This is a genomic window from Oryzomicrobium sp., assembly GCF_021287045.1.
Lineage (GTDB): Bacteria > Pseudomonadota > Gammaproteobacteria > Burkholderiales > Rhodocyclaceae > Oryzomicrobium.
The window spans coordinates 193,132-219,922 of record NZ_JAJTBG010000001.1 but is presented as its reverse complement, the minus strand read 5'-3'; the positions used below and the strand labels follow the sequence as shown (position 1 = coordinate 219,922).

General features: G+C 62.6%; 26 protein-coding genes and 1 tRNA gene. 8 read left to right on the top strand and 19 right to left on the bottom strand.

The features are described from left to right. Nucleotides 1-58: 58 nt before the first annotated feature. The 10 genes from LWW89_RS01005 to LWW89_RS00960 form a co-directional block, all read right to left on the bottom strand. On the bottom strand, nucleotides 59-217 hold the full coding sequence (locus LWW89_RS01005; RefSeq protein WP_293259762.1) for a DUF3149 domain-containing protein: 159 nt from the start codon (nucleotides 215-217) through the stop codon (nucleotides 59-61). A gap of 46 nt (nucleotides 218-263) precedes the next feature. Continuing rightward, nucleotides 264-794 carry a FixH family protein gene (locus tag LWW89_RS01000; RefSeq protein ID WP_293259759.1) on the bottom strand — a complete coding sequence of 177 codons (531 nt, stop codon included), beginning with the start codon at nucleotides 792-794 and terminating at the stop codon, nucleotides 264-266. A 10-nt stretch (nucleotides 795-804) separates the two neighbouring features. Beyond that, nucleotides 805-2,253, bottom strand: coding sequence for a cytochrome c oxidase accessory protein CcoG (ccoG, locus tag LWW89_RS00995; protein ID WP_293259756.1), 1,449 nt, complete (start codon nucleotides 2,251-2,253; stop codon nucleotides 805-807). A 195-nt stretch (nucleotides 2,254-2,448) separates the two neighbouring features. Continuing rightward, nucleotides 2,449-3,381, bottom strand: a complete 933-nt coding sequence (ccoP, locus tag LWW89_RS00990) for a cytochrome-c oxidase, cbb3-type subunit III (RefSeq protein ID WP_293259753.1) — start codon at nucleotides 3,379-3,381, stop codon at nucleotides 2,449-2,451. A 12-nt stretch (nucleotides 3,382-3,393) separates the two neighbouring features. Then, a complete protein-coding gene (locus tag LWW89_RS00985) occupies nucleotides 3,394-3,570 on the bottom strand; it encodes a cbb3-type cytochrome c oxidase subunit 3 (RefSeq protein ID WP_293259750.1) in 177 nt (58 codons plus the stop codon). 8 nt (nucleotides 3,571-3,578) lie between these two features. Continuing rightward, nucleotides 3,579-4,199 (bottom strand): cytochrome-c oxidase, cbb3-type subunit II, encoded by a 621-nt coding sequence (gene ccoO / locus LWW89_RS00980; RefSeq protein ID WP_293259747.1) that lies wholly within the window; start codon nucleotides 4,197-4,199, stop codon nucleotides 3,579-3,581. 17 nt (nucleotides 4,200-4,216) lie between these two features. Further along, nucleotides 4,217-5,647, bottom strand: a complete 1,431-nt coding sequence (gene ccoN, locus LWW89_RS00975; protein ID WP_293259744.1) for a cytochrome-c oxidase, cbb3-type subunit I — start codon at nucleotides 5,645-5,647, stop codon at nucleotides 4,217-4,219. Nucleotides 5,648-6,112: 465 nt separating this feature from the next. Beyond that, nucleotides 6,113-6,310 (bottom strand): cbb3-type cytochrome oxidase assembly protein CcoS, encoded by a 198-nt coding sequence (gene ccoS, locus LWW89_RS00970; RefSeq protein WP_293259741.1) that lies wholly within the window; start codon nucleotides 6,308-6,310, stop codon nucleotides 6,113-6,115. A gap of 12 nt (nucleotides 6,311-6,322) precedes the next feature. Further along, on the bottom strand, nucleotides 6,323-8,812 hold the full coding sequence (locus LWW89_RS00965) for a heavy metal translocating P-type ATPase (RefSeq protein ID WP_293259738.1): 2,490 nt from the start codon (nucleotides 8,810-8,812) through the stop codon (nucleotides 6,323-6,325). 98 nt (nucleotides 8,813-8,910) lie between these two features. Then, nucleotides 8,911-8,986 (bottom strand) — tRNA-Thr (locus LWW89_RS00960). A 163-nt stretch (nucleotides 8,987-9,149) separates the two neighbouring features. Here LWW89_RS00960 and LWW89_RS00955 point away from each other — a divergent pair. From LWW89_RS00955 to LWW89_RS00925, 7 genes are read left to right on the top strand one after another with little or no spacing between them, the layout of a single operon-like run. After that, on the top strand, nucleotides 9,150-9,575 hold the full coding sequence (locus tag LWW89_RS00955) for a type IV pilin protein (RefSeq protein ID WP_293259735.1): 426 nt from the start codon (nucleotides 9,150-9,152) through the stop codon (nucleotides 9,573-9,575). Then, nucleotides 9,569-10,105, top strand: coding sequence for a GspH/FimT family pseudopilin (locus tag LWW89_RS00950; RefSeq protein WP_365780792.1), 537 nt, complete (start codon nucleotides 9,569-9,571; stop codon nucleotides 10,103-10,105). The genes LWW89_RS00955 and LWW89_RS00950 overlap by 7 nt, the downstream gene beginning before the upstream one ends. Then, nucleotides 10,096-10,530, top strand: a complete 435-nt coding sequence (gene pilV, locus LWW89_RS00945; protein WP_293259729.1) for a type IV pilus modification protein PilV — start codon at nucleotides 10,096-10,098, stop codon at nucleotides 10,528-10,530. Before LWW89_RS00950 ends, pilV begins: the two co-directional genes overlap by 10 nt. A gap of 7 nt (nucleotides 10,531-10,537) precedes the next feature. Then, the gene (locus tag LWW89_RS00940) at nucleotides 10,538-11,644 is read left to right on the top strand and encodes a PilW family protein (protein ID WP_293259726.1); all 1,107 of its coding nucleotides are present in this window, start codon (nucleotides 10,538-10,540) and stop codon (nucleotides 11,642-11,644) included. Continuing rightward, entirely contained in the window at nucleotides 11,629-12,258 is a 630-nt protein-coding gene (locus tag LWW89_RS00935) for a hypothetical protein (RefSeq protein WP_293259723.1), read from the top strand. Before LWW89_RS00940 ends, LWW89_RS00935 begins: the two co-directional genes overlap by 16 nt. Nucleotides 12,259-12,301: 43 nt before the next feature. Next, entirely contained in the window at nucleotides 12,302-15,865 is a 3,564-nt protein-coding gene (locus tag LWW89_RS00930) for a PilC/PilY family type IV pilus protein (RefSeq protein ID WP_293259720.1), read from the top strand. 33 nt (nucleotides 15,866-15,898) lie between these two features. Continuing rightward, the gene (locus LWW89_RS00925) at nucleotides 15,899-16,576 is read left to right on the top strand and encodes a TonB family protein (RefSeq protein ID WP_293259717.1); all 678 of its coding nucleotides are present in this window, start codon (nucleotides 15,899-15,901) and stop codon (nucleotides 16,574-16,576) included. Here the strand turns inward: LWW89_RS00925 and ispH are convergent. The 8 genes from ispH to tsaE all read right to left on the bottom strand — a co-directional run bounded on the left by ispH (nucleotide 16,545) and on the right by tsaE (nucleotide 25,220). Further along, nucleotides 16,545-17,465, bottom strand: a complete 921-nt coding sequence (gene ispH / locus LWW89_RS00920; protein WP_293259714.1) for a 4-hydroxy-3-methylbut-2-enyl diphosphate reductase — start codon at nucleotides 17,463-17,465, stop codon at nucleotides 16,545-16,547. The genes LWW89_RS00925 and ispH overlap by 32 nt on opposite strands. Before the next feature lie 144 nt (nucleotides 17,466-17,609). After that, complete coding sequence (locus LWW89_RS00915) at nucleotides 17,610-18,059, bottom strand: FKBP-type peptidyl-prolyl cis-trans isomerase (RefSeq protein WP_293259711.1); 450 nt, start codon at nucleotides 18,057-18,059, stop codon at nucleotides 17,610-17,612. Nucleotides 18,060-18,122: 63 nt separating this feature from the next. Continuing rightward, nucleotides 18,123-18,701 (bottom strand): sulfite oxidase-like oxidoreductase, encoded by a 579-nt coding sequence (locus tag LWW89_RS00910; protein WP_293259709.1) that lies wholly within the window; start codon nucleotides 18,699-18,701, stop codon nucleotides 18,123-18,125. A gap of 28 nt (nucleotides 18,702-18,729) precedes the next feature. Next, on the bottom strand, nucleotides 18,730-19,290 hold the full coding sequence (lspA, locus tag LWW89_RS00905; RefSeq protein ID WP_293259706.1) for a signal peptidase II: 561 nt from the start codon (nucleotides 19,288-19,290) through the stop codon (nucleotides 18,730-18,732). A gap of 15 nt (nucleotides 19,291-19,305) precedes the next feature. Next, a complete protein-coding gene (gene ileS / locus LWW89_RS00900) occupies nucleotides 19,306-22,101 on the bottom strand; it encodes an isoleucine--tRNA ligase (protein ID WP_293259703.1) in 2,796 nt (931 codons plus the stop codon). Nucleotides 22,102-22,169: 68 nt separating this feature from the next. Next, the gene (locus LWW89_RS00895) at nucleotides 22,170-23,114 is read right to left on the bottom strand and encodes a bifunctional riboflavin kinase/FAD synthetase (RefSeq protein WP_293259700.1); all 945 of its coding nucleotides are present in this window, start codon (nucleotides 23,112-23,114) and stop codon (nucleotides 22,170-22,172) included. Nucleotides 23,115-23,322: 208 nt separating this feature from the next. Beyond that, on the bottom strand, nucleotides 23,323-24,708 hold the full coding sequence (locus LWW89_RS00890) for an N-acetylmuramoyl-L-alanine amidase (RefSeq protein ID WP_293259697.1): 1,386 nt from the start codon (nucleotides 24,706-24,708) through the stop codon (nucleotides 23,323-23,325). Continuing rightward, entirely contained in the window at nucleotides 24,705-25,220 is a 516-nt protein-coding gene (gene tsaE, locus LWW89_RS00885; RefSeq protein ID WP_293260312.1) for a tRNA (adenosine(37)-N6)-threonylcarbamoyltransferase complex ATPase subunit type 1 TsaE, read from the bottom strand. The genes LWW89_RS00890 and tsaE overlap by 4 nt, the downstream gene beginning before the upstream one ends. 27 nt (nucleotides 25,221-25,247) lie before the next feature. Here tsaE and queG point away from each other — a divergent pair, with 27 nt between their 5' ends. After that, nucleotides 25,248-26,330, top strand: a complete 1,083-nt coding sequence (queG, locus tag LWW89_RS00880) for a tRNA epoxyqueuosine(34) reductase QueG (RefSeq protein ID WP_293259694.1) — start codon at nucleotides 25,248-25,250, stop codon at nucleotides 26,328-26,330. 129 nt (nucleotides 26,331-26,459) lie between these two features. Here queG and LWW89_RS00875 read toward each other — a convergent pair whose 3' ends face one another. Continuing rightward, nucleotides 26,460-26,672, bottom strand: a complete 213-nt coding sequence (locus LWW89_RS00875) for a hypothetical protein (RefSeq protein WP_293259691.1) — start codon at nucleotides 26,670-26,672, stop codon at nucleotides 26,460-26,462. Nucleotides 26,673-26,791 lie beyond the last annotated feature (119 nt).

Below are 26,791 nucleotides of genomic sequence, written 5' to 3'. Positions count from 1 at the left end.
CATCGGGCGGCACCAAGGCATCAGCCATGAAAAAAGGGGCCGGAAGGCCCCTTTTTCGTTACGGTGTTGCTTGCTTCTCGTTTCCCTTGTTGCGGGATTCTTCATTGATTTTTTTGTTGAAATACCAGGCGTAGTACGCGGACATCAGGATAACAGTGACGATCACTGCCAGACTGAGGAGCCCAACGTCGGTACTGAACAGTACTTGCCAAGCCATAACTCACCTCCCTGTCGTTGAAGAAAACCCGGTGCCGTCCTGCTTTTTATTTTTGCGGCTCGGACTGCAGATTTGCGGCCAATGTATCGGTATCCCATTCCCCGACCAGCCGCCAGCTGGCCTCGGGATCTTCCAGGGCCAGATGGCGCTTACCGCTGGCCTGGACTATCGGTTCCTTGAGCGTTCCCACGTACGTCCCTTTGCCGTCGAGGCTGAGGGGCACTACCTGGTCCTGGCCGCGCCGGGTCGGGTGGACCAGGGCCAGGTTGACGCTGGGCGGCAGGGGAGCGCTGCTGTTGTGCTCCACCTGCACCTTCAGGGTCTGACGGTCGTCGCCGAAGGCCACCGAAGCCTTCAGCCCCAGTTCGGCGGCCTTCCGGTCACGGCCGATGTCCTGGTTCACCGCCAGACCACGCTTGTAGTAGTCGTCGGCGACCAGGCCATCGTCGGACTTGATGGCCAGGGAAACGGTAATGGCGCCGGCGACGATGACCATCGCCGGTCCGGCCATGAGAATCCAGGGCCATGGTTCGCGGAACCAGGGCTTGCCGGAAGTGCGCAGGGAAGCTTCGCTCACGGAATTACCTTTATTGCATCAAGAAAGTGGTTTTTTCATGGACGGCCACCGAACTGTCGTCCAGGGCCTTGATGTCGAAGAACAGTTTGTTCGATCCCTGGCGCAGGGACTCGGCCGGCACCTGGACGGTCACGGTCAGTTCCGCAACCTGGGCCGGCTCCATGTCCACCACGTGGCGGCCGGCCAATTCGGCACCGTCGATGCCGCTGACGTTGATCTCGAAGTGCCGCGGCTGCTCGGCAGCGTTGATGATGCGCAGGATGTAGCCGTTTTCGATCTTGCCGTCCTCCGCTTCCCGGCTCAGCACCGCGCGGTCGCGCAGCACGTCGACCTTGAGGGGGATGCGGGTGGCGATCGACCAGACCATGGCGGCGACGATGATCACGAGAATGCTGGAGTAGAGCAGCACCCGCGGACGCAGTACATGGCCCAGCATCTGGCGCCGGTTGTAGTGCGCCGCCACGGCGTTTTCCGTGGAATAACGGATCAGGCCCCGGGGGTAATTCATCTTATCCATGATCTGGTTGCAGCCATCGACGCACAGGCCGCAACCGATGCACTCGTACTGGAGCCCCTGTCGGATGTCGATGCCGGTGGGACAGACCTGGACGCAGACGCCGCAATCGACGCAGTCCCCCAGCCCCTGGCCTTTGTAGTCCGTGCCCTTGCGGCGGCCGCCCCGGGGCTCACCACGCTCTTCGTCGTAGGTCACCACCAGGGTGTCGGGATCGAACATGACCCCCTGGAAGCGGGCGTAGGGGCACATGTACTTGCACACCTGCTCGCGCAGGAAACCGGCCTGCATCAGGGTGAAACCGGCGTAGAAGAACATCCAGAACCCTTCCCAGGGACCCAGGTTCCAGGTCACCAGGTTGTGGGTCAGCTCTTTGACCGGCGTGAAGTAGCCGACGAACGTCAGGCCGGTCCAGAAGGCGAGAAGGCCCCAGACCAGAAACTTGGTGGCCTTGATGCGCAGCTTGCGCGCACTCATCGCCTGGGCGTCGAGCTTCATGCGGGCGTTGCGCTCCCCCTCGATCTTGTTCTCGATCCACATGAAGATTTCAGTGTAGACCGTCTGGGGACAGGCGTAGCCGCAGAACAGGCGCCCGGCGATGGCGGTGAACAGGAACAGCGCATAGGCCGAGACGATCAGCAAGCCGGCCAGATAAATCACGTCCTGGGGCCAGAACACCAGGCCGAACAGGTAGAACTTGCGCTGGAGGATGTCGAACAGGACCGCCTGGCGGCCGTTCCAGTCGAACCAGCACAGACCGTAGAAAAGGGCCTGAGTGAGGAAGACCAGCAGCCAGCGCAGGTTATTGAAGTTCCCGGCGATCGGCCGGGCGTAAATCTTGATGTGCTTTTGGTAGAGACTGCGCGGTGCTTCAGACGCAGCTGCCTGAGTGGCGGGGGATTTGGCTTCGGCGGGCGCCGCTGCCTTTTCGAGGGGAGAAGTCATTTAAGAACACTGCCTTGTTTCAGAATCACACATCACTGGACTTCGCCGAAGCTGCCAGTAAGGATCAATCCACCCGTGCGATTTTGATACAAGTCGGTGCTTGTATCGCTTCTTTTTATGGCCCGGAGCGGACGCGCCGCCCCGGGTTTTGCCGGCCCCGCAGAGATAGCGGGACCGGACGATTGCTGCTACGACTTACTTCTGCTGCTCGCCAGCCTTGCCGGAGAGGCTCATCACGTAAGCGGCCAGGATGTGCACCTTGGCGTCGCCCAGGAATTCCTTCCAGGCGGGCATGCGGTTGGCGCGGCCCTTGGTGATGGTCTCGACGATGGTGGCTTCAGAGCTGCCGTACAGCCAGACCTTGTCGGTCAGGTTGGGGGCGCCCAGGGCGTTCATGCCCTTGCCTTCGGGGCCGTGGCAAGCCACGCAGACCTTGTCAAACTTCTCCTTGCCCTTGGCTGCCAGGGCGGAGTCGTGGGACAGACCGGACAGGGAGCGGACGTAGTTGGCCACTTCCTTGGCACCGGCTTCGCCGCCGATCACGTCGGGCTGACCGCCGTAAGCCGGCATCATGCCCATACGACCTTCGGCGATGGTGGTCTGGATGGTTTCCGGCTCGCCGCCCCACTGCCAATCAGCATCGGTCAGGTTGGGGAAGCCCTTGGAACCGCGGGCATCCGAACCGTGGCACTGCATGCAGTAGGTCAGGAACAGGCGCTTGCCCATTTCCATGGCTTCCTTGTTGGCAGCCACTTCATTGAGGGGCATCTTGGCGAACTTGTCGTAGATCGGACCGTACTGGGCATCGGCCTTCTGCACCTCAGTCTTGTACTGACCCACCGACGACCAGCCCAGGATGCCCTGGAAGCGGCCCAGGCCCGGGTAGAGCACCAGGTACACCAGGGCGAACACCACGGTGATGTAAAACAGCCACATCCACCAGCGCGGCAGGGGGTTGTTGTACTCCTCCAGGGTTTCGTCCCACACGTGACCGGTGGTCTCGACCTTGCCAGCCGGAGCAGCTTTGACCTTGCTCTGGCTCCACAGGACAACGCCGCAGGCGATCACGCTCGCCAGGACGATGCCCACCACATAAAAATTCCAAAACTCGCTAACGAAATCGCTCATGATTCCATTCCTTTAGTCCCGACGGACGAGGCGGGTTTCCGCCTCATCCACGTCCTTATCTGCGAACGGCAGGTTTGCTGCCTCGTCGAACCGAGACTTGCGTCCCTTGCTGAAAGCCCACCAGATGATCCCGACGAAAGTCGCAAGCGACACGACGGTCATGATGGATCGCAGATCGTTGATGTCCATAGGACCCCTTACTTGGTGTTCTTGAGCGCCAGGCCCAGACCCTGCAAGTAGGCGATCAGGACGTCTTGCTCGGTCTTCCCTTCGAGCGCCTGCTTGGCACCGGCGATTTCTTCATCGCTGTAGGGAACGCCGATCTTGCGCAGCGCCTTCATCTTGGCATCGACGTCGGAGCCGACAGTGTCGAGCGCCTTGGTCTGAGCCAGCCAGGGGTAGGCAGGCATGTTGGACTCGGGAACCACGTCGCGCGGCTGGTTCAGGTGAGCACGGTGCCATTCGTCGGAATAGCGGCCGCCCACCCGGTGCAGGTCGGGACCGGTACGCTTGGAGCCCCACTGGAACGGGTGGTCGTACACATACTCACCCGCCACCGAGTAGTGGCCGTAGCGCTCGGTCTCGGCGCGGAAGGGACGGATCATCTGGGAGTGGCAGTTGTAGCAGCCTTCCCGGATGTAGATGTCCCGACCGACCAGGCGCACCGCATCGTAAGGCTTGACGCCCTCGACCGGAGTCGTGGTGGACTTCTGGAAGAACAGGGGAACGATTTCCAGCAGGCCGCCGACGCTCACCACCAGCAGGGTGAGGACGATCAGCCAGCCTACGCTCTTTTCAACTTTGTCTTGAGAAACCATGGTGATCCTCCCTCAGATCAGGCGTGGTGAGCGGCCGGGGCCAGCACCGGGGCTTCCACTGCCTTGTTGCCGGATGCCGTCTTGAGCACGTTGAAGAGCATGACGAACATGCCGCCGAGGAACAGCAGACCGCCGATGAAGCGAATGGCCCAGAACGGATAGGAGCTCTTCACGGCTTCGACGAAGCTGTAGGTCAGGGTGCCGTCGGCGTTGACCGCACGCCACATCAGGCCTTGCATCACACCGGAGATCCACAGGGAAGCGATGTAGAGCACCACGCCGATGGTGGCCAGCCAGAAGTGGACGGTGATCAGCTTGATGCTGAACATTTCCTTGCGGCCGAACATGCGGGGGATCAGGTAGTAGATGGAGCCGATGGACACCATGGCCACCCAGCCCAGGGCACCGGAGTGCACATGGCCGACGGTCCAGTCGGTGTAGTGGGACAGGGCATTCACCGTCTTCACGGACATCATCGGGCCTTCGAAGGTCGACATGCCGTAGAAGGACAGGGAGGTGACGAGGAACTTCAGGATCGGATCGTCACGCAGCTTATGCCAGGCGCCGGACAGGGTCATGATGCCGTTGATCATGCCGCCCCAGGAGGGAGCCAGCAGAATCAGCGAGAAGATCATGCCAACGGACTGGGTCCAGTCGGGCAGCGCGGTGTAGTGCAGGTGGTGGGGACCCGCCCACATGTAGGTGAAGATCAGGGCCCAGAAGTGCACCACCGACAGACGGTAGGAATACACCGGACGTTCAGCTTGCTTCGGCACGAAGTAGTACATCATGCCCAGGAAACCGGCGGTCAGGAAGAAACCCACGGCGTTGTGGCCGTACCACCACTGCACCATTGCATCCTGCACGCCAGCGTAGGCGGAGTAGGACTTGGTCAGGCTCACCGGAATCTCGGCAGAGTTCACGATGTGCAGCAGGGCCACGGCGATGATGAAGGCGCCGTAGAACCAGTTGGCCACGTAGATGTGGGAAATGGTGCGCTTGGCGATGGTGCCGAAGAACACCACTGCGTAGGCGACCCACACCAGGGTGATCAGGATGTCGATCGGCCATTCCAGCTCGGCGTATTCCTTACCGGAGGTGAAACCCAGCGGCAGGGAGACGGCGGCGAGCAGGATCACCACTTGCCAACCCCAGAAGGTGAAGGCGGCCAGGCCGTCGGAGAACAGGCGAACGTGGCTGGTGCGTTGAACCACGTAGTAAGACGTGGCGAAGAGAGCCGAGCCACCGAACGCGAAGATTACCGCGTTGGTGTGCAGCGGCCGCAGACGGCCATAGGACAGCCAAGGAATGCCGTACGTCAAATCGGGCCAGACAAGCTGAGCCGCGATGAAGACACCGACGGCCATACCAACGATGCCCCAGATGACGGCCATGATGGCAAATTGCCGTACAACCTTATAGTTGTATGTGGTTTGCGTTTCCGACATGGACCCACCTCAGTTTTTAGAAAGTAAAAATCTTGCGCCGCCTCCCTGATGATGAGCCTCGTCCGATGCCATGACCGACACTCACCCCCACTTTTGGCGGCTATGCGCATGCTATTTTACGGTCCCGGGGGGCTTTTTGACATAGGTCAACCTGCTATTGATCTGGGTCAATTCAGGTGCTAAGGGGAAGCCAAACCCCGCGCCAGCATTGGGGTTCCGCTAGGCAGGCAGCCTAGGAAGAGAAAAACTGAGGTCGCTGCACGGCACGGGGCCGTAAACGAAAAAAAGGGTGCGTTTCCACGCACCCCAACCCCAACAGAGAAACAAATCAGATCGCCCCACGAAGGCAACGATCTGGGACGGATTATGTCCGACGTACCCAAGTTCGATTTTGACCCAGATCAAACCCCGATGCCCCCGGCAAAGCACGGCTCATCCATGGCCCTAAACCTCCTGCGGGCCTGATCACGCCTTTGGCGGCGATGTCGAATCGGCAGCCGGCTTGGCGGCTCTCTCTTCCCCCGGCTCCTTATCCATCAGGATCCGGTAGGCCGGCCCTTCCAGGTCCTCAAACTGGCCGCTCTTCACCGACCACCAGAAGATCAGGGCAATGAGGAACACCAGGAGCACGGAGAGGGGGATCAACAGGTACAGGCTTTCCATGACGACTCCGAATCAGGCCTCCGTGTCCACAGCACGCTGCAGGCGCAGGGAATTGAGGACGACCAGCAGCGAGCTTCCCGACATGACGATGGCCGCCAGCCAGGGGGTGACATAGCCGGCGATAGCCATGGGAATGGCCACCACATTGTAGCTAACCGACCACCACAGGTTCTCGCGGATGATACGCAGCGCCTTGCGCACCAGGACGACAGCCCCCGTCAGGTGACTCAGGTTGTCGGACAGCAGCACCAGGTCCGCCTGGGTCCGGGCCAGGGGCGCACCACCGCCCATGGCGATGGAAACCTGGGCCTGGGCCAGGACCGGCGCATCGTTGACCCCGTCGCCGATCATGGCCACGACTTCACCTTCGGCCTGCAAGGCGGCCACGGCGTCGTGCTTGCCCTGGGGCGACACGCCGGCCCGCACGTCATCGATGCCGAGCTGGGCCGCAACCCGGGCCACGGCCGCGGGCGCGTCCCCGGACAGCAGTACTACCCGGCGCCCTTCGCGGCGCAGGCGGGCGATCAACTGATCGGCATGGGGCCGGATGTCGTCGTCCAGATCGAAAAAGGCCAACCAGCCCCGGGCATCGCCCAGGGCGACCCGGGTGGCCGACGCCTCGGCGGCATTCAGAAGCTCTTGCGGCAGCGGCTGCCCGTGCAGGTCGGCCACATACTCGGGACGACCGCAGCGCAATTCCCGGCCATCGATCCAGCCGCTCACCCCTTGGCCGGCCACAGCCGCCGCCGTGGTGACGGGCAGCAACGGGCGCCCCCGTTGTTCCACCGTGCCCGCCAGGGCACGGGCGATGGGGTGGGCCGAGGCCTGCTCCAGCGAGGCCGCCAGTTGCAACGCATCGTCCGCTGCAAACCCCGAAACAGGATGAATGTGCTCGACCCGCATCTGCCCCATGGTCAGGGTGCCGGTCTTATCGAAGACGAAACAGGTGGCCCGAGCCAGGGTTTCGATGGCATGGCCGCGGGTCACCAGCACGCCGTCCCGGGCCAGGGCGCCGCTGGCCACGGTCAGAGCAATCGGCGTCGCCAGGGACAGGGCGCAGGGGCAGGTCACCACCAGCACCGAAACGGTGATCCACAATGCCTGGGACGGATCGAACCAGGCCCAGCCGATGGCCGTGGCCGCGGCAATGGGCAGAATGGCGGCGATGAAGCGCCCCGCCGCCCGGTTGGCGATTTCCACCAATTGCGGCTTTTCGCTGGCTGCCCGCTCCATCAGGCGCACGATGGCGGACAAGCGGGTCCCCTCGCCCACGGCGGAAACTTCCACCACCAGGGGGCTTTCCACGTTCTGGGCACCACCCGTCACCACATCGCCGGGGCGTTTGGCCACCGGCCGGCTTTCGCCGCTGAGCAGCGCCTCGTCCGCGGCGCTCACCCCTTCCACCACAATGCCGTCGGCAGGAATGGTTTCCCCCGGCTTGACCAGCACCCGGTCACCGGGGCGCAAATCCGACACCAGCACCTGTTCGGTTGCGCCCGCGCCAGCAGGCAGCAGGCGCAAGGCGAACGCCGGCATTAGCTTGGCCAGAGCCTCGGTGACGCTAACGGCCTTCTGCCGTGCCACCATTTCGAGGAAGCGCCCGCCGAGCAGGAAAAAGACGAACATGGCGACCGAATCGAAATACACCTCGCCGGTTCCCACCAATGTTGCCCAGACGCTGGCGACAAAGGCCGACCCGACACCCAGGGCCACCGGCACGTCCATGCCGACCCGGCGGAAGCGGAAGTCGCGCCAGGCGTTGCGGAAGAACGGGGCCGAGGAGTAGATCACCACCGGCAGGGTCAGCAGCAGGCTGGCCCAGCGCATCAATCCCTCGATATCCTGGGTCATCTCGCCATCGCCGGCCATATAGACGGGAATGGCGTACATCATCACCTGCATCATGCCGAACCCGGCCACCCACAGGCGCCACAGCATGTCGCGGCGCTCGCGGCGGGCGATTTCCTCGTGGCGCGCGGCATCGTAAGGATGGGCCCGATAGCCGATGGCCTGGATGGCCGCGAGGATGCCGGAAAGCTGGATGCGGGATTCGTCCCAGCGCACCCGGGCGCGGCGAGTGGCGTAGTTGATGTCGATGGCCACCACCCCGGGCAGCCTAGCCACGTGCTGCTCATTGAGCCAGACACAAGCGGCGCAGGTGATGCCCTCCAGGATCAGGGACGCCTCGCGCTCATTGTCCCCAAGGGCGCGCACGAAGCTTTTCTGGAAATCGGCGTGATCGTAGAGCTTGAGTTCGCCGACGATGGCCGGCAGGGCTTCCCGGGGGGATTCGGGCAGGGCATCACGGTGGCGGTAGTAGTCCTCCAGCCCGTTGGCGACGATGGCCTCGGCAACGGCCTGGCAGCCATTGCAGCACAGCTGGCGATCAACCCCGTCGACCGTAACGGCCAGATGAACGTCGGCAGGTACAGGCAACCCGCAGTGGTAGCAATCCCCCACGGCAACAACCCTCGGCTCTGTAAAAGGGGCAGAGCATACCACCCCCGCCCTCCGACCGCCCCGCCGCTCTTGAACGGACTCCGGGTGCCGGAGCAGAAACGACGAGGCCCCGGGGAATCCCCGGGGCCTCGTGTTTGTCCTGGTGCTGCTGACCGGAATCGAACTGGTGACCTACTGATTACGAATCAGTTGCTCTACCGACTGAGCTACAGCAGCAAAATGGGTCGCAACTTTACCACAATGCCCCGAGACGAAAAAGGCCGTGTGTACACCTTTACCCACAAGCCACTCGTCGCGCCCGACCGTCATTCTGTCGCAAAATCGGCCACTGCTCTCGAACCCATTACTATCATGGGGAAAATCAATCCTGGACCTCCCCATGAACCAGCCGCGCAACCAACACGGATTCACCCTAATCGAACTGATGATCGTGGTCGCGATCGTCGCCCTGCTTTCTACGATTGCGTACCCCTCATATACCGCCTACATACAACGGGGCAACATTACCGAAGCCACTTCTACGCTGGCTAATATGCGGGTCCAGTTGGAACAGTATTACCAAGACAACCGAACCTACGTTAATGCGCCGCCCTGCGTCCAAGCCACTGCCCCCACGGGCAAATACTTTCAGTTTTCTTGCCCGACCTTCACGGCCGACACCTACACGGCGCAAGCCCAAGGCATTGGCGTCATGAATGGCTTCACCTTCACTATTGATCAGAGCAACACGAAACAGACCACGGCATTCCCCGGCGCCTCTGGGACGAAAAACTGCTGGATACAACGCGCAGGCGACTCATGCTGACGATACCCCCTGGTTTGCGCTCTCGATCAATTCAGCTAGGGGTGACCCTTGTCGAAATGTTGATCGCGCTAGCAGTGCTTGCCGTCCTGCTTGGAATCGCCGCCCCCTCGTTTCGTACATTTCTCGCCAATACTGCCGTTCGCAGCACGGCAGAATCCCTCTATCAGGGGTTTCAGTTAGCGCGAGCGGAAGCCGTACGGCAAAACGCCAGGGTTCGCCTGGTCGTTTCCAATGACACCTCCTGGGTCGTGCAGACCGACACCGGTGTCAACATCGAGTCCAAGCCTGCCCGTGAAGGCACGGGGGGCTTCGTGACCATTGCCGTCACCCCCACAGCAGCAGCCACTATCACCTTTAACTCATTTGGCCGGGTTACGGCCAACGCCGATGGCAGCAACTCGATTACCCAGATCGATTTCTCATCAGCAAACGGCACCATGACACGCCGCCTGGTCTTTGGCGTTACCAGCGGGGGGCTGCTCTGCGACCCATCCATCACCACAGCAGGGGATCCGCGCAAATGCCCTTGACGCCAGCACCGCAGAACTGCCGCGGCTTCTCGCTCCTTGAAGCACTTGTCGCCATTACCATTTTTTCCCTCGGCCTGCTCGGACTCGTCGGCATGCAGGCCGCAGCCATCAGTTCGAGTAGCGACGCAAAATACCGCGCCGATGCCGCCTACCTTGCCAACCAAGTCATCTCACGCATTTGGACCGACCGATCCAATATTGCCAGCTATCAGCACCTTGCCGCCGGCACGGCCTGTGCTCCAACAGGCACGGCGTCAACCTATACCGATCTCCAGAATTGGTTGATCGACGTAACGAATACCCTGCCAGCGGGGACGGGGAGCGTCATTGTGGACACCTCGACCAATACCGTCACCGTCCGCCTATGTTGGCAACAACCAAACAGTGGCCAACACATACATACAGCAATCGCCCAGGTGAATTGAGTCAGCCATGCCCCCCACTATCCACCCACGGCATAAGGGCTTCAGTTTGGTCGAACTGATGGTCGGCCTCGCTGTTGGTCTCGTGGCCTCATTGGCCATCGTCCAAACCATGTCCCTTTTCGAAGCTCAAAAACGCACTACCAACTCGGGGTCAGAGGCACAGGAAAACGGTCTTGTTTCCATCGCCATGCTGGAACAGGACATTCACAACGCAGGATCCGGCCTTGCCGAACCCTCTCCGTTCGACTGCACCAACTTTTATACTTATCTAAACTCCGGCGCAATTACCGGCTTCAACTTAGCCCCAGTAGCCATTGTCGACGGTGGGGCCGGCGCCTCAGACACCATCAGCATCCGCTACACCACCAACTTCCTTTCATCGCTACCAGCATTTCTGACTGCCGACACAAGTGCTGCCAGTCCTTTCCCGGTAAGCCGTACCTTCGGCTTTTCCACCTCAAACCTGGCGTTGATCGTGCAAGGAGCAAATTGCACTCTTTTTAACGTTTCCGCTATTGACTCCAGCGCATCCACACTGACACATGCGCCAGCCTCATCCTCGCCCAACCTCAACCCAGCCTCAGCGTATATCACCAGTAACGGCTGGCCAGACTACATAGCCGGTGCCAAAGTATTCAACATCAATGGCCTGGTAACACACACCTATTCCGTCAACAACGGAAATCTTCAGGTTGTTGAATCCACTTTGAATGGAGCGGGACAAAGCTCAACAACGACACCGCTGGTATCAAATGTGGTCAACCTTCAAGCCCAATACGGCATTGCCCCAGCCGGCTCGACCAACGTCACTCAATGGGTCGACGCCACTGGCTCAACATGGGCAACCCCATCTTCCACCGACCGCAAGCGCATCAAGGCATTGCGCATCGTGGTTGTGACACGCACGACCGCGATAGCCCCCACCAACGTCACCAATACATGCACAACCGATAGCGGCATCATCAACAACGGTCCTTGCGCCTGGAAAGCCGATTCGGCCACAAGCCCCGCTCCTGCGATCGACCTATCGGGAAATGCCGATTGGCAGCGCTACCGCTACAGAACCTACCAGACCATCATCCCGTTGCGGAACGTCATATGGACCAATCTCTGACCACCGCCGGCAAACACCTTCCCTTCAAAAGAGAACGAGGTATCGTCCTCCTGATCGCATTGATCGGTCTGTTTGCCATGACCATGGCCGGTTTAGCACTAATACGGGGCGTCAGCACCACCAACGTCATTGCAGGCAATTTGGCATTCAAACAGGCGGCGCTCCACGCGGCAGACAACGGGGTCGAACGCGCCTTTCTCGACCTGGGCAACACCTTCATCGGCAACATGAACACCAATCAGCCAGCCAATTGCACAACGAATTGCACCTATTACGCCACCACCCGTAAAACCGACGCAAACGGCATACCCTATCAAGAGCAATTCGATGTAACAGCGACATCAACCCCCATCAATTGGGCCAGCGTAGCCACATCCCAAACAGTAAACGGCGCCTTCGTGACTCAATACGTCATTGATCGGCTCTGTAACGGCGTAACTACTACGACCAACATTGCCAGTACTTGTTATTCCGGGACATCTGCCGGTGGTGGCTCAAAAAAAGTCGGTAGCGCCAGCTTTACCAATCCACAACAGATCTACTACCGGATCACCATTAGAGTGAGCGGGCCGCGTAATACGATCAGTATGACACAAGCCATCGTCACTGAATAAAAACCGCCTACTCAAAAAAGCTATGCAACCCGGAGAGCGGATCATGACCCAACTGCCATCCACACGAACGCGAATTTCTAAAAACATTTACTCCTTCAATATTGGAGTATTGTTAATCACTCAAACCATCAGCACATCGATGGCTACAAACCTCAGCATTGCCGACATCCCAATGGCTGTAAAAAATGCAGCCAAGCCAAATATTATGTTCATCCTGGACAATTCTGGAAGTATGTCCTGGGGATCAATTACAGGATTGGATGCCACAGCCCAATATAGCAACAGCTACATAGATTATTACTACAGCAAAATCAACAGGCTTTATTACGACCCAAACACAACATACCCCCCGCCTGTTAATGCAGATGGGACGTCCATGGGTAATGTTTCACCTACCAACGCACCGAACGACCCCTATACTTCTGGCAGCGGGAATTTAGATTTAACAACTTCTTGCTATATGAAAAGTTCGGCCGCCTCTGCTCCTGGATTGCCAATTTCCCCCAGTTCAACTGGATCGTGCCGAACCAGCTCAAACTCGACATACAACACCGCCGTCAAAGCATACGCTTTCTACAACACCTGTTCCCAAACAACACCTAGCAGCAGTACCAGCTACTCCACCTGCACCAGAACAGAAATAAATTCTGGAACCGCATCCTATACGGGCCGGCCAAATCGCACGGATTGTGCCAATGCACCTACATGCACCTATGCAGAAGAAATTCAGAACTTCGCCAACTGGTACAGCTACTATCGTACCCGTATTCAAACCATGAAGACTGCCATGGGGCGGGTCTTTGCAGCACTAGATAACAACTATCGCGTTGGCTTCTCAACAATCAATGACAATAGCAGCAACACCAACAGCAACGCTGCCAATTTCATTAACATCAGCGACTTCAACCAGACCCAAAAAAATTCTTGGTATTCAACCCTATACAGCATTGACCCCGGCGGAGGAACTCCACTACAAAGCGCCCTTCAGAAGGCGGGGAATTACTATCAAAACGGGAAAATGGGATACACATCGAAATACGATACTTCTGTAGACCCCGTACAGTATTCCTGCCAACAAAACTACGCGATTCTTTCCACGGATGGCTACTGGAATGGGAGCTACAACAGTACCGGCGATATTGATGGAGCCAAAGTCCCTACCTTGCCTACCTCTGCCCTAAATCCGGCCCCCGACCCTGGCCTTACCGCTGCGCAGAACTGGCCACGCCCTTACTACGACTCAAGCGCCGTAAAGGACACACTCGCCGACGTCGCAGCCTACTACTGGGTCACCGACCTGCGTACCAGCGGCAGCACCGCCACCAACAATGTCCCAGTCACCACCAGCGATCCCGCCAGCTGGCAGCATATGACCACATTCACCATCGGCCTAGGCGCCAATGGATCGCAGCCGTACCAAAGCGATTACCTGACAGCAACTTCAGGTTTTTATTACAACCTGACCCAAGGCACAGCCAATTGGCCTAAGCCGGTAGCCGATACTGCAACAACCATCGAGGACCTCTGGCACACAGCAGTCAACGGACATGGTCAGTACTTCAGTGCCGCCGATCCTGCAACGATTCAATCCTCGCTCATCAAAGTCCTCAATAACATTGTGGACCGGGCCAGCGCCGCAGCAGCCGTGACAGTATCCAACCCCAACATCGTTAGCGGCGACAATATTGTCTATCAGTCGAGCTATAGTCCCGGCAACTGGACCGGCGATCTCGCTGCCTACCCTGTCGACCTAACGACCGGCAATCTTGTTCTGACCACGCCAGTTTGGACCAGCAGTCCACAAACCCAATTGGACTCTCGAACTTCGGCGAACCGCTCCATCGTGACCTACTCTGGCAGCAGTGGGACGGGGCAAGGCCGCCAGTTCCAGCCAACCAGCGCCTCGACGACCACTAAGTTGAGCAGTGCTCAACAGACCCTACTCAACAGCTCAGTCACACCTCCGGGTCCCGCGGACGGATCTGCGGTGGTAGCTTACCTGCGAGGCGACCGTTCTCAGGAGAATCTGACGACGGGTGGCTACAGAACCCGGGCCCACCTGCTTGGTGACATCATCAATGCGGAGCCCCTGCTGGTTCGCCCACCAATCGCCAACTACATTGACAACTGCTACTCCAATACTGTTTCGGGCCAGTGCACCCAATCTTTCCGCAATGCTCAGGCCAATCGGACGCGAGTCCTATTCCAAGGTGCCAATGACGGCATGATGCATGCATTCACCGCATCGAGCGGCGCTGAAAGCTGGGCCTACATCCCCAACTTGGTGATGAGCAGTCTGAATCTTCTAACTCTCAAAACGGGGTTCGGCCACCACTACTATGTGGATGGCGTCGGCAGCGTCGGCGACGTGGACTTCGCCAACACCAGCGGGGGAAGCGGCAATCCGGATTGGCACACCATCCTCGCTAGCGGCCTGGGCAAGGGTGGTCGCGGTTTCTTTGCCCTGGACGTCACCACGCCTACTGCCACCAGCGAAGCCGATGCCGCCAGCAAGGTGCTTTGGGAGTTTCCGAACAGCAGCACCAATACCGTCGTCAAAAACAACGTCGGTTATAGCTACGGCCGCCCACTCATCACAAAGACGGCTGCCGCCGGCTGGGTCGTTCTTGTGACCTCGGGTTACAACAACGGGACAGGCGACTCGGGTGGCGACGGTCATGGGTATCTATTCGTGCTCAACGCCAGAACCGGTGATCTGATCCGGGCCCTCGACACCGGCGTCGGCAGCAGCACGACCCCCAGCGGCCTAGCCAAAATCAGTGGCTATGTGGAAAACGTGGACGTAGACAACACCGTTCAGTATGTCTACGGCGGCGACCTACAGGGCAACGTATGGCGCTTCGACCTCACCAATTCGGACAGTTCCCAATGGAGCGTGGTCAAGCTCGCCACCCTGGTCGACAATAGTAATAACCCCCAACCGGTAACAACCGAACCTGAGCTTGGGGAAATAACCCTCGCTGGTGTCAGCAAACGCTTCGTTTACGTGGGGACAGGCCAATACCTAGGCGATCTGGATATCCCTGGAGCCAGCGGTGCGTATGCTTCTGCGACCAGCACCCAGTCCATGTACGGCCTGATCGACGACCTCAGCACCCCGAGTGGCACCAATGCTGTCATTTCGCCGCTCCGCAGTAACTTGCAACGGCAAACACTGACAGTATCGACGAGCAATTCAACGCAGCGCGTCTCAAGCAACATCACCCCCAATTACGCTACCCAAAAAGGGTGGTACATCGATCTACCATCAACTGGCGAGCGCATTAACACCAGCCCTGGGCTTTCTCAAGGTACCCTGGTGTTCACCAGTAACATCCCCAGTTCCGACGTATGCTCACCAGGCGGTACCAGTTGGTTCAACGCGGTCAACTACCAAACAGGTGGAGCGGTTGCAGGTAACACCTGGGCATCGATCAGCCTCGGCAATTTCCTCGCCAGTACAGCAACCCTCTTCCGACTTGGCAACGGTCAGGGCAAAGCGGCAATCCGCACTTCCGGCGGTGGAACGGTCACCCAGAATATCCCCGTCGCTCCAGGCTCCGGCGTCGCCCAGCGCATCTCCTGGCGGGAAATCATTCAGCAGTAAGGACATACCCCCGGCGCCAGCCGGGGGAGTTTCATGATCGGCCGTATCGTTTTTTCACCATCCCTACTGTCTGCCGTCGCGTTATCGGCACTGCTGCATATCGGGATGCTAGCCGTTCCCATAGGTGGCGGCACAGGCGAATGTTGTGGGCTGAATGAAGCCTCCGGAGGCTTCCGCAACATTTCACCTCGGTTAAACCTTACGCTGCAAAACAATCGCCGCAGCGAAAACCCGAGCGCAGCCAGCGACTCCGTTAAGCAGGCCATCGGAACATCGCTGGAAAACGCGGATGTAGCGCCCCCGAACCATAGCACCAAATCTGGTGATGGCAGCGCATCGGAAACGATCGCACCGCAACTCAACGACCTGCTGTACTTGCCCGCGGGAAAGCTGACCGAGCGTCCAAGCCCGATCGGCCCCATCGAACCCGCCTTTCCCGAACCCAACAAACCCTCCCTGTCCGGCCGCGTCGGGCTTCGGCTCCTAATCGGCAAGGATGGCCAGGTGGATCGGGTCATCGTCGAACAAAGCGACCTTCCAGCACCATTCCAAGAAGCCGCCAGGGTCGCATTCGCCCAGGCCAAATTTCAGCCAGGGAAGTGGGGCGACACTCCTGTCGCCAGCCAACTACGCGTGGAAGTGCTGTTGGAGCACGATCCCAATGCGACCGTCCCCTCCCCTACGCCAGTTCCTTCGGCAGCGGGAAGGTGACGTTTTCCGGGGCGCCTTCGAGTACCGCCACTTGCCCCGCGCCCAGGCTGCGCAGCCGGGCGATGACCTGTTCCACCAGGACTTCGGGGGCGGAGGCGCCGGCCGTGACGCCGATGCGGGCTTTGCCCGCCAGCCAGTTAGCGTCGATCTGTTCGGGCAGGTCCACCAGGTAGGCCGGCACGCCGCGCAACTGGGCCACTTCGCGCAGACGGTTGGAGTTGGAACTGTTGGGCGAGCCGACCACGATCACCACGTCGCATTCCGGCGTCAGCAGCTTCACCGCGTCCTGGCGGTTCTGGGTGGCGTAGCAGATGTCGTCCTTCTTCGGCCCGACGATCTCGGGGAAGCGCTCGCGCAGGGCATTCACCACCACCGCCGCATCGTCCACCGACAGGGTGGTCTGGGTCACGTAGGCGAGTTTGGCCGGGTCACGCACCGCCAGGACGGCCACGTCGGCCGGGGTTTCCACCAGGTGCATGCCGCCCTCGGCCTGGCCCATGGTGCCTTCCACTTCCGGATGGCCCTTGTGGCCGATCATGATGATCTCGCGGCCGTCCTTGCGCATGCGCGCCACCTCCAGGTGCACCTTGGTCACCAGGGGGCAGGTGGCGTCGAACACCTTGAGGCCCCGGGCCTCGGCCTCGCTGCGCACCGCCTTGGCCACGCCGTGGGCGGAGAAGATCACCGTGGCGCCGTCCGGCACCTCGTCCAGTTCCTCGACGAACACGGCGCCCTTGGCCTTGAGGCCGTCCACCACGAAGCGGTTGTGCACCACTTCGTGGCGCACGTAGATCGGGGCGCCGAACAGTTCCAGGGCGCGCTCGACGATGGCAATGGCGCGCTCGACGCCGGCACAGAAACCGCGGGGGGTGGCGAGGATGACTTGCATGGGGGGGGGTATCTCGAAAGGCGCGTGGAATAAGGCGCTCCGGGCAGGCAGGCCCAAGAGTCAATAGGGACGGGCATCTCCGGGCATACCCCGTGGAGATGCCCACGGGGCGCGGGGTTTCAGCCCACGGGGATCAGCCCCCGCTTACAGCACGCCGATCAGGTGCACGTCGAAGCGCACCGACTTGCCGGCGAGGGGGTGGTTGAAGTCGATCAGGGCGTGGCTGTCGGTAAGCTCGCGCACGAAGCCGGCGAACTCGGCCCCTTCCGGGGTGGCGAACTCGACCACGGCATTCTCCTTGAGCTCCAGACCATCTGGCAGGGCGCTGCGCAGGATGCGCTCGACCAGCCGCGGGTTGTGCTCGCCGAAGGCTTCGCCCGGGGCCAGCTCGAAAGTCTGACGGGCACCGGCGGGCAGACCGAGGAGCTTGTTCTCCAGGGTCGGGGCCAGTTGGCCGCCGCCCATTTGCAGGGTGGCCGGGCTCATGTCGAAGGTGCTGATCACCTCGGTACCGTCGCCGGTGGACACCCGGTAGTGCAGGGTGAGGAAGCTGGAGGGGGTGACCACCGGTTCGGTGGCGGAGGAAGCGGACATGGTCGGTTCGGTTCGCAGGTTGCGGATGGATCGGATGAGCGGATCGGAACGTGCGGCGACGGCTCAATCGCCGTAGCGCTCCTCTTTCCAGGGGTCGGCCTCGTTATGGTAGCCGCGCACTTCCCAGTAGCCGGGGTGGTCGTCCCGGGTGAATTCGATGCCGGTCAGCCACTTGGCGCTCTTCCAGCCGTAGCGCTTGGGCACCAGCAGGCGCACCGGGCCGCCGTGGTCGTCGGACAGGGGCGCATCCTCCACCGAATGGGCCACCAGCACGTCGTCGTCGAGCAGGGCCGCCAGGGGCAGGTTGGTGGTGTAGCCGTCACCGCTGTGCAGCACCACGTGGCGCGCCGCCGGGGTGGGCCGGGCCAGGGCGATCACGTCCCGGGCGAGCACGCCCTCCCAGGGCATGTCGAGCCGGGTCCAGGTGGTGACGCAGTGAAAGTCGATCACCACCCGGGTTTGCGGCAGGGCCAGCAACTGGGGCCAATCGAGCACCACTTCCCGCTCCACCTCGCCGAACAGGCGCAAGCGCCAGTCGTCGTGGGTCAGCCCGGGGCGGATGCCCAGGTCGAGAACGGGAAAGTCGTGGACCTGGCGCTGGCCGGGGGGAATACGCAGGTAGGCAGGACGGGAATCGCTCATGGCAGATCGGGGCAAACGGAAACGAGGGTCAGGTTTGACCGCGTTCCGCCGCGTTTTCTCCCGGCCCCTGTTTGCCGCCGCCGTGGCGCAGCTCGTGCCAGGCCAGCAGGGCCACGCCCAGGCAGATGGCCGAGTCGGCCAGATTGAAGGCCGGCCAGTGCCAGCCGAAGGCGTGCACGTCGAGAAAATCCACCACCGCCCCGTAAGCGAAGCGGTCGATGACGTTGCCGATGGCCCCCCCGATCACCAGGTTGAGCCCGATGCACAGCGGCCGATGGCCGGGCTGGCCGGCGTGGCGGCGCAGCATGGCGCCCATCCACAGGGACACGGCCGCCGCCAGGACGACGAAGAACCAGCGCTGCCAGCCGCCGGCGGAGGCCAAGAAGCTGAACGCCGCTCCCCGGTTGTACACCAGCACCAGGTTGAAGAACTCGGTCACCGGCCGGGATTCGCCCAGGGTGAATACGTCCAGCACCCACAGCTTGCTGGCCTGGTCGAAGAGGATCACCGCCACGGCCAGCAGCAGCCATTTCAGCCAGACCGCTGCCGGGGCGGCATCGCCGGGACGGGCCGTCGTCGCGTCGCTCATCGTGCCGTGCCCAGCTCAGGCATGGGTCCGGGCTTCGCCGGCACCGTAGAGGTTTTCGACGCAGCGGCCGCACAGGGTCGGGTGCTCGGTGTTGGCGCCCACGTCCTCGCGCACGTGCCAGCAGCGCTCGCACTTGCCGTGGCCGCTCGGAGTGGCCACCAGCTTGTCTTCAGTCGACTTCACCACCGTGGCCTTGGAGCAAATGAGGACGAATTTCAGGTCGTCGCCGAGGGAAGCCAGGCGCGCGTACTTCTCGCCATCGCAGTGGATTTCCACCTCGGCCTGCAAGGACGAGCCGATGGAACCGGCCACGCGCAGGGCTTCCAGCTCCTTCATCACCTCGCCGCGCACCTCGCGCAGGGCCGCCCATTTGGCCAGCAGGGCCTCACTATCGCCGCCCACGGGCAGCGGGTGCCAGGTGGTGAACATCACCGAGTCGTCGGGCTTGCCGCTCACCACCGCCCAGATTTCCTCGGCGGTGAACGACAGGATCGGCGCCATCAGCCGGGTCAGGGCCTGGAGGATGTGCCACAGGGCGGTCTGGGCCGAGCGGCGGGCCAGGGAATCGGCGCCGGTGGTGTACAGCCGGTCCTTGAGCACGTCCAGGTAGAAGGCGCCCAGGTCCTCGGAGCAGAAGGTCTGCAGGGCCTGGACCACCTTGTGGAACTCGTAACCTGCGTACTCGGCCTCGCACAGCGCTTGCAACTGGGCGGTGAACGCCAGGGCGTAGCGGTCGATCTCGAACAGCTGCTCGGGAGCCACGCCATTGGTGGCGATGTCGAAGTCGGCGGTGTTGGCGAGCAGGAAGCGTACCGTGTTGCGGATGCGGCGGTAGGACTCGACCACCCGGGCCAGGATCTCCTTGGACATGGCCAGCTCGCCGGAATAGTCCGTGGCGGCGACCCACAGGCGCAGGATGTCGGCGCCCATCTTGTCGGAGACTTCCTGGGGCAGGATGGTGTTGCCCAGGGACTTGCTCATCTTGCGTCCCTGCTGGTCCACCGTGAAACCGTGGGTGAGCAGGGCCTTGTAGGGCGGGTGCCCGTCGATGGCGGCGCCGGTGAGCAGGGAGGAATGGAACCAGCCCCGGTGCTGGTCCGAGCCTTCCAGGTAAAGGTCGGCACAGGGACCGCTGGCATGGCCGATGGGATGGGAGCCGCGCAGTACGTGCCAATGGGTGGTACCGGAATCGAACCAGACGTCCAGGGTGTCGCTGATCTTGTCGTACTGGGCGGCTTCGGCGCCCAGCAGCTCGGCAGCATCCAGCTTGAACCAGGCTTCGATGCCTTCCTGTTCCACCCGCTGGGCCACGGCTTCCATCAGCTCCACCGTACGCGGATGCAGTTCTCCCGTCTCCTTGTGCAGGAAGAAGGGAATGGGCACACCCCAGTTGCGCTGGCGGGAGATGCACCAATCGGGCCGGTTGGCGATCATGGACTGCAGGCGGGGCTTTCCCCAGGCAGGATAGAAGGCAGTGGCCTCGACACCGGCCAGGGCCTTTTCGCGCAGGGACTTGCCGTCCGTGGGCAGGCGGTCCATGCCGACGAACCACTGGGCGGTGGCCCGGTAGATCACCGGGGTCTTGTGGCGCCAGCAGTGCATGTAGCTGTGCACCACATTGCCGTGGGAGAGCAGGTTGCCCACTTCAGTGAGCTTGTCGCAGATGGCCTGGTTGGCCTTCCAGATGGAGAGGCCGCCAAAGAAGGGCAGGTCGTCCACATAGACGCCGTCGCCCTTGACGATGGAGATGATCTCGTCGTTGCCGCGGCCGTAATGGCGCCAGGCGTTGAAGTCGTCCACGCCATGGGCGGGGGCGCAGTGCACGATGCCGGTGCCCGCATCCAGGCCCACGTAGTCGGCCAGATAAACGACGGAAACCCGGTCGTAGAAGGGGTGGCGGAATTCCAGGCGCTCCAGGGCCTTGCCCTGGGTCGTCGCCAGTACCGTACCGTCGCGGCCGTAGCGCTTCAGGCAGTCGGCCACCAGCTCCTTGGCAAGCACCAGCAGGCGGTCACCCGCATCCACCAGGGCGTATTCGTGCTCGGGGTGGACGTTAAGCGCCTGGTTGGCGGGGATGGTCCACGGGGTGGTGGTCCAGATCACCGCATAGGCGGGCTTGGGCAGGGCAGTGAGGCCAAAGGCGGCAGCCAGCTTGGGGGCATCGGCCTCGCTGACCGGGAAGGCCACGTCGATGGAGGGGGACTTCTTGTCGGCGTATTCCACCTCGGCCTCAGCCAGGGCGGAGCCGCAGTCGAAGCACCAGTTCACCGGCTTCAGGCCCTTGAAGACGTAGCCCTGCTTGACCATCTCGGCCAGGGCGCGAATCTCGCCGGCCTCGTTGGCGAAGTTCATGGTCAGGTAGGGATTGTCCCAATCCCCCAGCACGCCCAGGCGGATGAATTCCTGCTTCTGCACGTCCACCTGCTCGGCGGCATAGGCGCGGCACAGTTCCCGCACCTTGTCGGCGGGCAGGTTCTTGCCGTGGGTGACCTCGATCTTGTGCTCGATGGGCAGGCCGTGGCAGTCCCAGCCCGGCACGTAGGGCGCATCGAAGCCAGCCAAGGTCTTGGAGCGGACGATGATGTCCTTGAGGATCTTGTTCAGGGCGTGGCCCAGGTGCAGGTTGCCGTTGGCGTAGGGAGGGCCGTCGTGCAGGATGAACTTGGGCCGGCCGGCGCAGATCTCGCGGATCTTCTGATAGAGCTTCTTCTCTTGCCACTGCTTGACCCATTGCGGCTCCCGCTTGGGCAGGTCGCCGCGCATCGGGAACGGGGTGTCGGGGAGATTCAGCGTGTCTTTGTAGTCAGCCATGGCGGAGTCGAGGGATCTGAGAATCTGAGGATCGGCAAAACAGGTGAATGCGGCAGGGGCCGGCCGGATCAGCGCGGAGACCGGACGGCGAAGAAGGCGCGGGCGTCCAGGGCATCCTGGGCGATCTGGGCCTTGAGGGCGTCCAGGCCGGCAAAGCGCATCTCGTCGCGCAGCTTCTTGACGAAGCGCACCGACAGGTGGCGGCCGTAGATGTCGCCGGAAAAATCGAACAGGTGCACTTCCAGCAGCGGCCGGCGGGTACCGTCCACCGTGGGACGCACGCCCAGGTTGGCGACCCCGGCGATGGGCGGCTGGCCGGGGGCGCCCAGGCCGGCCACTTCCACGGCGAAGACACCGCAAAGCGGCAGGGGGTCGTGCTTGATGCGGATGTTGGCAGTGGGAAAGCCGAGCTGGCGACCCAACTGCTGGCCCCGCACCACCCGGCCGTCGATCGAATAGGGGCGGCTCAACAGGCGCGCCGCGTGGTCCATGTCGCCCCCGGCCAGTGCTGCACGCACGGCGGAGCTGGAAACCCGCTCGCCCCCTTCCACCACGCTGCCCATGGCCTCGACACCGAAACCCCAGGTGGCGCCGGCCCGTTGCAGCAGGGCGAAGTCGCCGCCGCGCTTGGTGCCGAAGCGGAAATCGTCGCCGATCAGCAGGTGACGGGCCTTCAGGCCCTCGACCAGCACCTTTTCGATGAACTGGTCGGCGCTGAGGGCGGCAAAGGGGGCGTCGAAGCGGTACACCGCCACCACGTCCACTCCGGCATCGGCGAGCAGCTCCAACTTTTCGCGCAGGGTCGACAGGCGCGCCGGGGCCGAATCGGGGGAAAAGAATTCCCGAGGATGGGGCTCGAAGGTGAGCACCGCCGCCGGCAGCCCGGCCTGGTCCGCTGCATCGCGCAGGCGCGCCAGCAGGGCGCGATGGCCCCGGTGCACGCCGTCGAAGTTGCCGATGGTGAGCACCGTTGCCGTGGGCGAAGGACAGGAAAGACCGCGCAGGACCAGCATGGACGAGGAATCAGGGCGAAGGAAAGGTTTCGGTGCCGAACGGCCCGTCAGCGGTGCGCCGGCTGGCCAGGCAAGGTTTGCCTAGGCTACAGACTACAACCGCCGAATACCGGATCGCGCCGCAAAAAACCTTGAATTGTAAAGGAAAGCGCCGCCCCTGGGGCGGCGCCCGGGATCGCGCCGCACCAGGCGGCGCAGCCCCTCAGACTCAGTCCAGCCGGGCCAGCTTGGACTTGGCCAGGGGCGGATTCTTCGAAAAGTAGGCCTTGATGCCGCGCAGGATGGCCTCGGCCACCTGGTCCTGGTAGCCCTCGTCCACCAGGCGACGTTCTTCTTCCGGGTTGGAGATGAAAGCGGTCTCCACCAGGATCGAAGGAATGTCCGGGGCCTTCAGCACGGCGAAGCCGGCCTGCTCCACCCCGGCCTTGTGCAGGGTGTTGATGCCGCCCATCTCCTTGAGCACGGCCTTGGCCAGCTTCAGGCTGTCGTTGTTGGTGGCGGTCTGGGACAGGTCGAGCAGGGTCTGGGCCAGATGCGCGTCCTTGACCCCGAAGTTCACCCCGCCCACCAGGTCGGCGTCGTTTTCCTTCTGCGCCAGGTAGCGGGCGGCGGCGCTGGAGGCGCCCCGCTCCGAGAGAACGAACACCGACGAGCCCCGGGCGTCCGGTTTGACCCAGGCGTCGGCGTGGATCGACACGAACAGGTCGGCCTGAAGCCGCCGGGCCTTCTGCACCCGGGTGCCGAGAGGGACAAAGAAGTCGGAATCCCGGGTGAGCACGGCGCGCATGTTGGGCTCAGCGTCGAGCTTGGCCTTGAGGCGCCGGGCGATGGCCAGGGTCACCACCTTTTCCTGGCTGCCGCGCTGCCCCACCGCCCCCGGGTCCTCGCCGCCGTGGCCGGGGTCGAGGGTGACGGTCACCAGGCGGTCCACGATGGGCTTGCCGCCCTTGCGCGGCGCTTCCCGGGCCACCTGCTGCTGGGGAGGCGGATTCTCGGGTGCGGCCTCGACGGGCCGGCGCGGTTCGCCGCGAACCTGGGCCTGGGTTTGTGCCGGCGCCGGTTCCGGGGCCGTCGGCGCGTCGCCCCGGGCGGCAGCCTGCATCGGGTCGCCCTGGACTTCGCGCTTGTCGAGCAGGGACATCAACGGGTCCGCCGGCACCGCCGGGTAGATGTCGAGCACCAGCCGGTGGCCGTACTCGCCCACGGGCTTGAGGGCGAACACCTGGGGCGCCACCTCGGTCTTCAGGTCCATCACCAGGCGCACCACGCCGGGCTTGTAGTTGCCTGCGCGCAGCAGCTTGATGTACGGGTCGTCGGCGCCGATCTTGTTGGCCAGGCTCTTGAGCACGGCGTTGAGTTCGATGCCCTCGATGTCCACCACCAGCCGATCCGGATTCTTCACGGCGAAGTAGGAATACTTGAGGGGGGCGTCGTGCTCCAGGGTCACCCGGGTGTAGTCGGCCGCGGGCCAGACCCGTACCGCCAGGATCGACGGCGGGCCGGAGCGGGCGGCGGCACGCACCCAGGGCGAGCAGAGCAGCAGCAGGGAGGCGCCGCCGGCGATGACGCGGCGGCGCGCCGGGGAAGCGGTCACTTCGCCCGGAGGGGGGAGATCAGTGTGGGATCGAGTCGAGTCAGACATAGGGCCCCCTTCTGGCTAGCAGGGACGAACTCCGCCCGGCGCCCGGCGCCCTCATGGCGCAGGCCGATGCGCAGGTCGGGGGCGGGCGCCACGCCCGCCGCCTTGTCCGGCCACTCGACGACACAGACGCTGTCGTCGCGGAAATATTCGGCCAACCCCGCATCGACAAACTCTTCCGGGTGTTCGAAGCGATAAAAATCAAAGTGATACAAGTATAAATTCAAAAGTTTATAAACTTCAACCAGTGCGTAGGTAGGGCTTTTCACCGGGCCGGCATGGCCGAGGGCCCGCAGCAAGGCCCGGGTCAGGGTGGTCTTGCCCGCCCCCAGGTCCCCTTCCAGGTGGATCACCAGCCCCGGCGCCAGGGCGCCCGCCAACGCCTGGCCGAGGCGCTCGGTATCCGCTTCCCGGGCGAGGTGCAGGGTAAGTGGGGACTCGCTAAACTCTTGGCTATGCACGGGCAACACTTTCCTTCGTCGGATCTGGATCACATGGATGACGCCGCGCGGCAGGCCGCCCTGACGGCGCTGCCCGGGCAGATTCGCGCCTGGGCGCAGGAACTGGGTTTTGCCACGGCCCACATCGGCCGGGCCGAGATTTCCCCCGCCGCTCGGGAAAAGCTGACGGCCTGGCTGGCCGCCGGCCGCCACGGGGAGATGGATTATATGGCGCGCCATGCGGACCTGCGCGCCGACCCGGCGGCCCTGGTGCCCGGCGCCCTGACGGTGGTATCGGTGCGGCTGCCCTACTGGCCCGAGGGCGAGGGGCGCGGCACCGTTCCGGCGGAGCAGGCGCTCACCTCGCCGGAAACGGCCTATCTGTCGCGCTACGCCCTGGGGCGGGATTACCACAAGGTGGTGCGCAACCGGCTGCAGAAGCTGGCCGACCGCATCGGCGCCGCTGCTGGCCCCCACGGCTACCGGGTGTTTTCCGACTCGGCGCCGGTGATGGAGGTGGAGCTGGCGAGCAAGAGCGGCCTGGGCTGGCGCGGCAAGCACACCCTGTTGCTGACCCGGCAAGGCTCCTACCACTTCCTCGGCGAAATCCTCACCGACCTGCCTCTGCCCATTGAGCCCGACCCGGACAGCGGCGGCCACTGCGGTGATTGCCAGCGCTGCCTGCCGGCCTGCCCGACCGGGGCGATCACCGCCCCTTACCAACTGGATGCGCGGCGCTGCATCTCCTACCTGACCATCGAGTTGCACGGCCCCATCCCCGCCGAGCTGCGCCCCCTGATGGGCAACCGCATCTACGGCTGCGACGATTGCCAGCTGGCCTGTCCATGGAACCGCTTCGCCCACGCCGGCGACCCGGACTTCGCCCCGCGCAACGGCCTGGACGGCGCCGCCCTGGCCGACCTGTTCGCCTGGAGCACCGAGGAATTCGAGCAGCGCCTGGCCGGCAGCCCGATCCGGCGCATCGGCTGGGAACGCTGGCTGCGCAACATCGCCGTGGCCCTGGGCAACGCACCGACCAGCCCGGCGGTGGTAGCAGCCCTGGAAAGCCGGCGCGACCATCCGTCCGATCTGGTACGGGAACATGTGGCCTGGGCCTTGGCCCGCCACGGCCGCTGACGCGTAGCCCCCCGCCCTCTCCAATTCCCAATCAACGGCAAATCCAAGAAAAAGGGCGATTCCCGAAGGAATCGCCCTTTTTCTTGGCGGTCCGGGGCGCTGCCACCCCCCGGCCCTACCGGCAGCGGCTTACTTGGCCGGAGCTTCGGCGCCAGCAGCGGGAGCGGCGGCGGCCTTGTGAGCCTTATGCGCCTTCTTGGCCTTCTTCTTCGCGTGATGCTTGGCGGGCTTGGCAGCCTCGGCCTTGGGGGCCGCATCCGGAGCCGCCGCGGGAGCAGGCGCGTCGGCCGCGATGGCGGCGGAGGCGAACAGGGCAGCGAGGAGCATGGTGGCGAATTTCATGGCGGATCCTTTTTACAAGCGAAAAAATTTAGGACCGGCGCGGCGCCGCGCCGGTTAGCGTTATCAACGCACAGCCATATTCCACGGTTGACGGCAAAACATCAACTTTTATGTCGTCA

Coding starts and splice junctions, on each gene's coding strand:
- LWW89_RS01005 (WP_293259762.1), bottom strand. CDS start 217: ATGGCTTGGCAAGTACTGTTCAGTACCGACGTTGGGCTCCTCAGTCTG.
- ccoG (WP_293259756.1), bottom strand. CDS start 2,253: ATGACTTCTCCCCTCGAAAAGGCAGCGGCGCCCGCCGAAGCCAAATCC.
- ccoP (WP_293259753.1), bottom strand. CDS start 3,381: ATGAGCGATTTCGTTAGCGAGTTTTGGAATTTTTATGTGGTGGGCATC.
- LWW89_RS00985 (WP_293259750.1), bottom strand. CDS start 3,570: ATGGACATCAACGATCTGCGATCCATCATGACCGTCGTGTCGCTTGCG.
- ccoO (WP_293259747.1), bottom strand. CDS start 4,199: ATGGTTTCTCAAGACAAAGTTGAAAAGAGCGTAGGCTGGCTGATCGTC.
- ccoN (WP_293259744.1), bottom strand. CDS start 5,647: ATGTCGGAAACGCAAACCACATACAACTATAAGGTTGTACGGCAATTT.
- ccoS (WP_293259741.1), bottom strand. CDS start 6,310: ATGGAAAGCCTGTACCTGTTGATCCCCCTCTCCGTGCTCCTGGTGTTC.
- LWW89_RS00955 (WP_293259735.1), top strand. CDS start 9,150: ATGAACCAGCCGCGCAACCAACACGGATTCACCCTAATCGAACTGATG.
- LWW89_RS00950 (WP_365780792.1), top strand. CDS start 9,569: ATGCTGACGATACCCCCTGGTTTGCGCTCTCGATCAATTCAGCTAGGG.
- pilV (WP_293259729.1), top strand. CDS start 10,096: ATGCCCTTGACGCCAGCACCGCAGAACTGCCGCGGCTTCTCGCTCCTT.
- LWW89_RS00940 (WP_293259726.1), top strand. CDS start 10,538: ATGCCCCCCACTATCCACCCACGGCATAAGGGCTTCAGTTTGGTCGAA.
- LWW89_RS00935 (WP_293259723.1), top strand. CDS start 11,629: ATGGACCAATCTCTGACCACCGCCGGCAAACACCTTCCCTTCAAAAGA.
- LWW89_RS00930 (WP_293259720.1), top strand. CDS start 12,302: ATGACCCAACTGCCATCCACACGAACGCGAATTTCTAAAAACATTTAC.
- LWW89_RS00925 (WP_293259717.1), top strand. CDS start 15,899: ATGATCGGCCGTATCGTTTTTTCACCATCCCTACTGTCTGCCGTCGCG.
- ispH (WP_293259714.1), bottom strand. CDS start 17,465: ATGCAAGTCATCCTCGCCACCCCCCGCGGTTTCTGTGCCGGCGTCGAG.
- LWW89_RS00915 (WP_293259711.1), bottom strand. CDS start 18,059: ATGTCCGCTTCCTCCGCCACCGAACCGGTGGTCACCCCCTCCAGCTTC.
- LWW89_RS00910 (WP_293259709.1), bottom strand. CDS start 18,701: ATGAGCGATTCCCGTCCTGCCTACCTGCGTATTCCCCCCGGCCAGCGC.
- lspA (WP_293259706.1), bottom strand. CDS start 19,290: ATGAGCGACGCGACGACGGCCCGTCCCGGCGATGCCGCCCCGGCAGCG.
- ileS (WP_293259703.1), bottom strand. CDS start 22,101: ATGGCTGACTACAAAGACACGCTGAATCTCCCCGACACCCCGTTCCCG.
- LWW89_RS00895 (WP_293259700.1), bottom strand. CDS start 23,114: ATGCTGGTCCTGCGCGGTCTTTCCTGTCCTTCGCCCACGGCAACGGTG.
- queG (WP_293259694.1), top strand. CDS start 25,248: ATGGATGACGCCGCGCGGCAGGCCGCCCTGACGGCGCTGCCCGGGCAG.
- LWW89_RS00875 (WP_293259691.1), bottom strand. CDS start 26,672: ATGAAATTCGCCACCATGCTCCTCGCTGCCCTGTTCGCCTCCGCCGCC.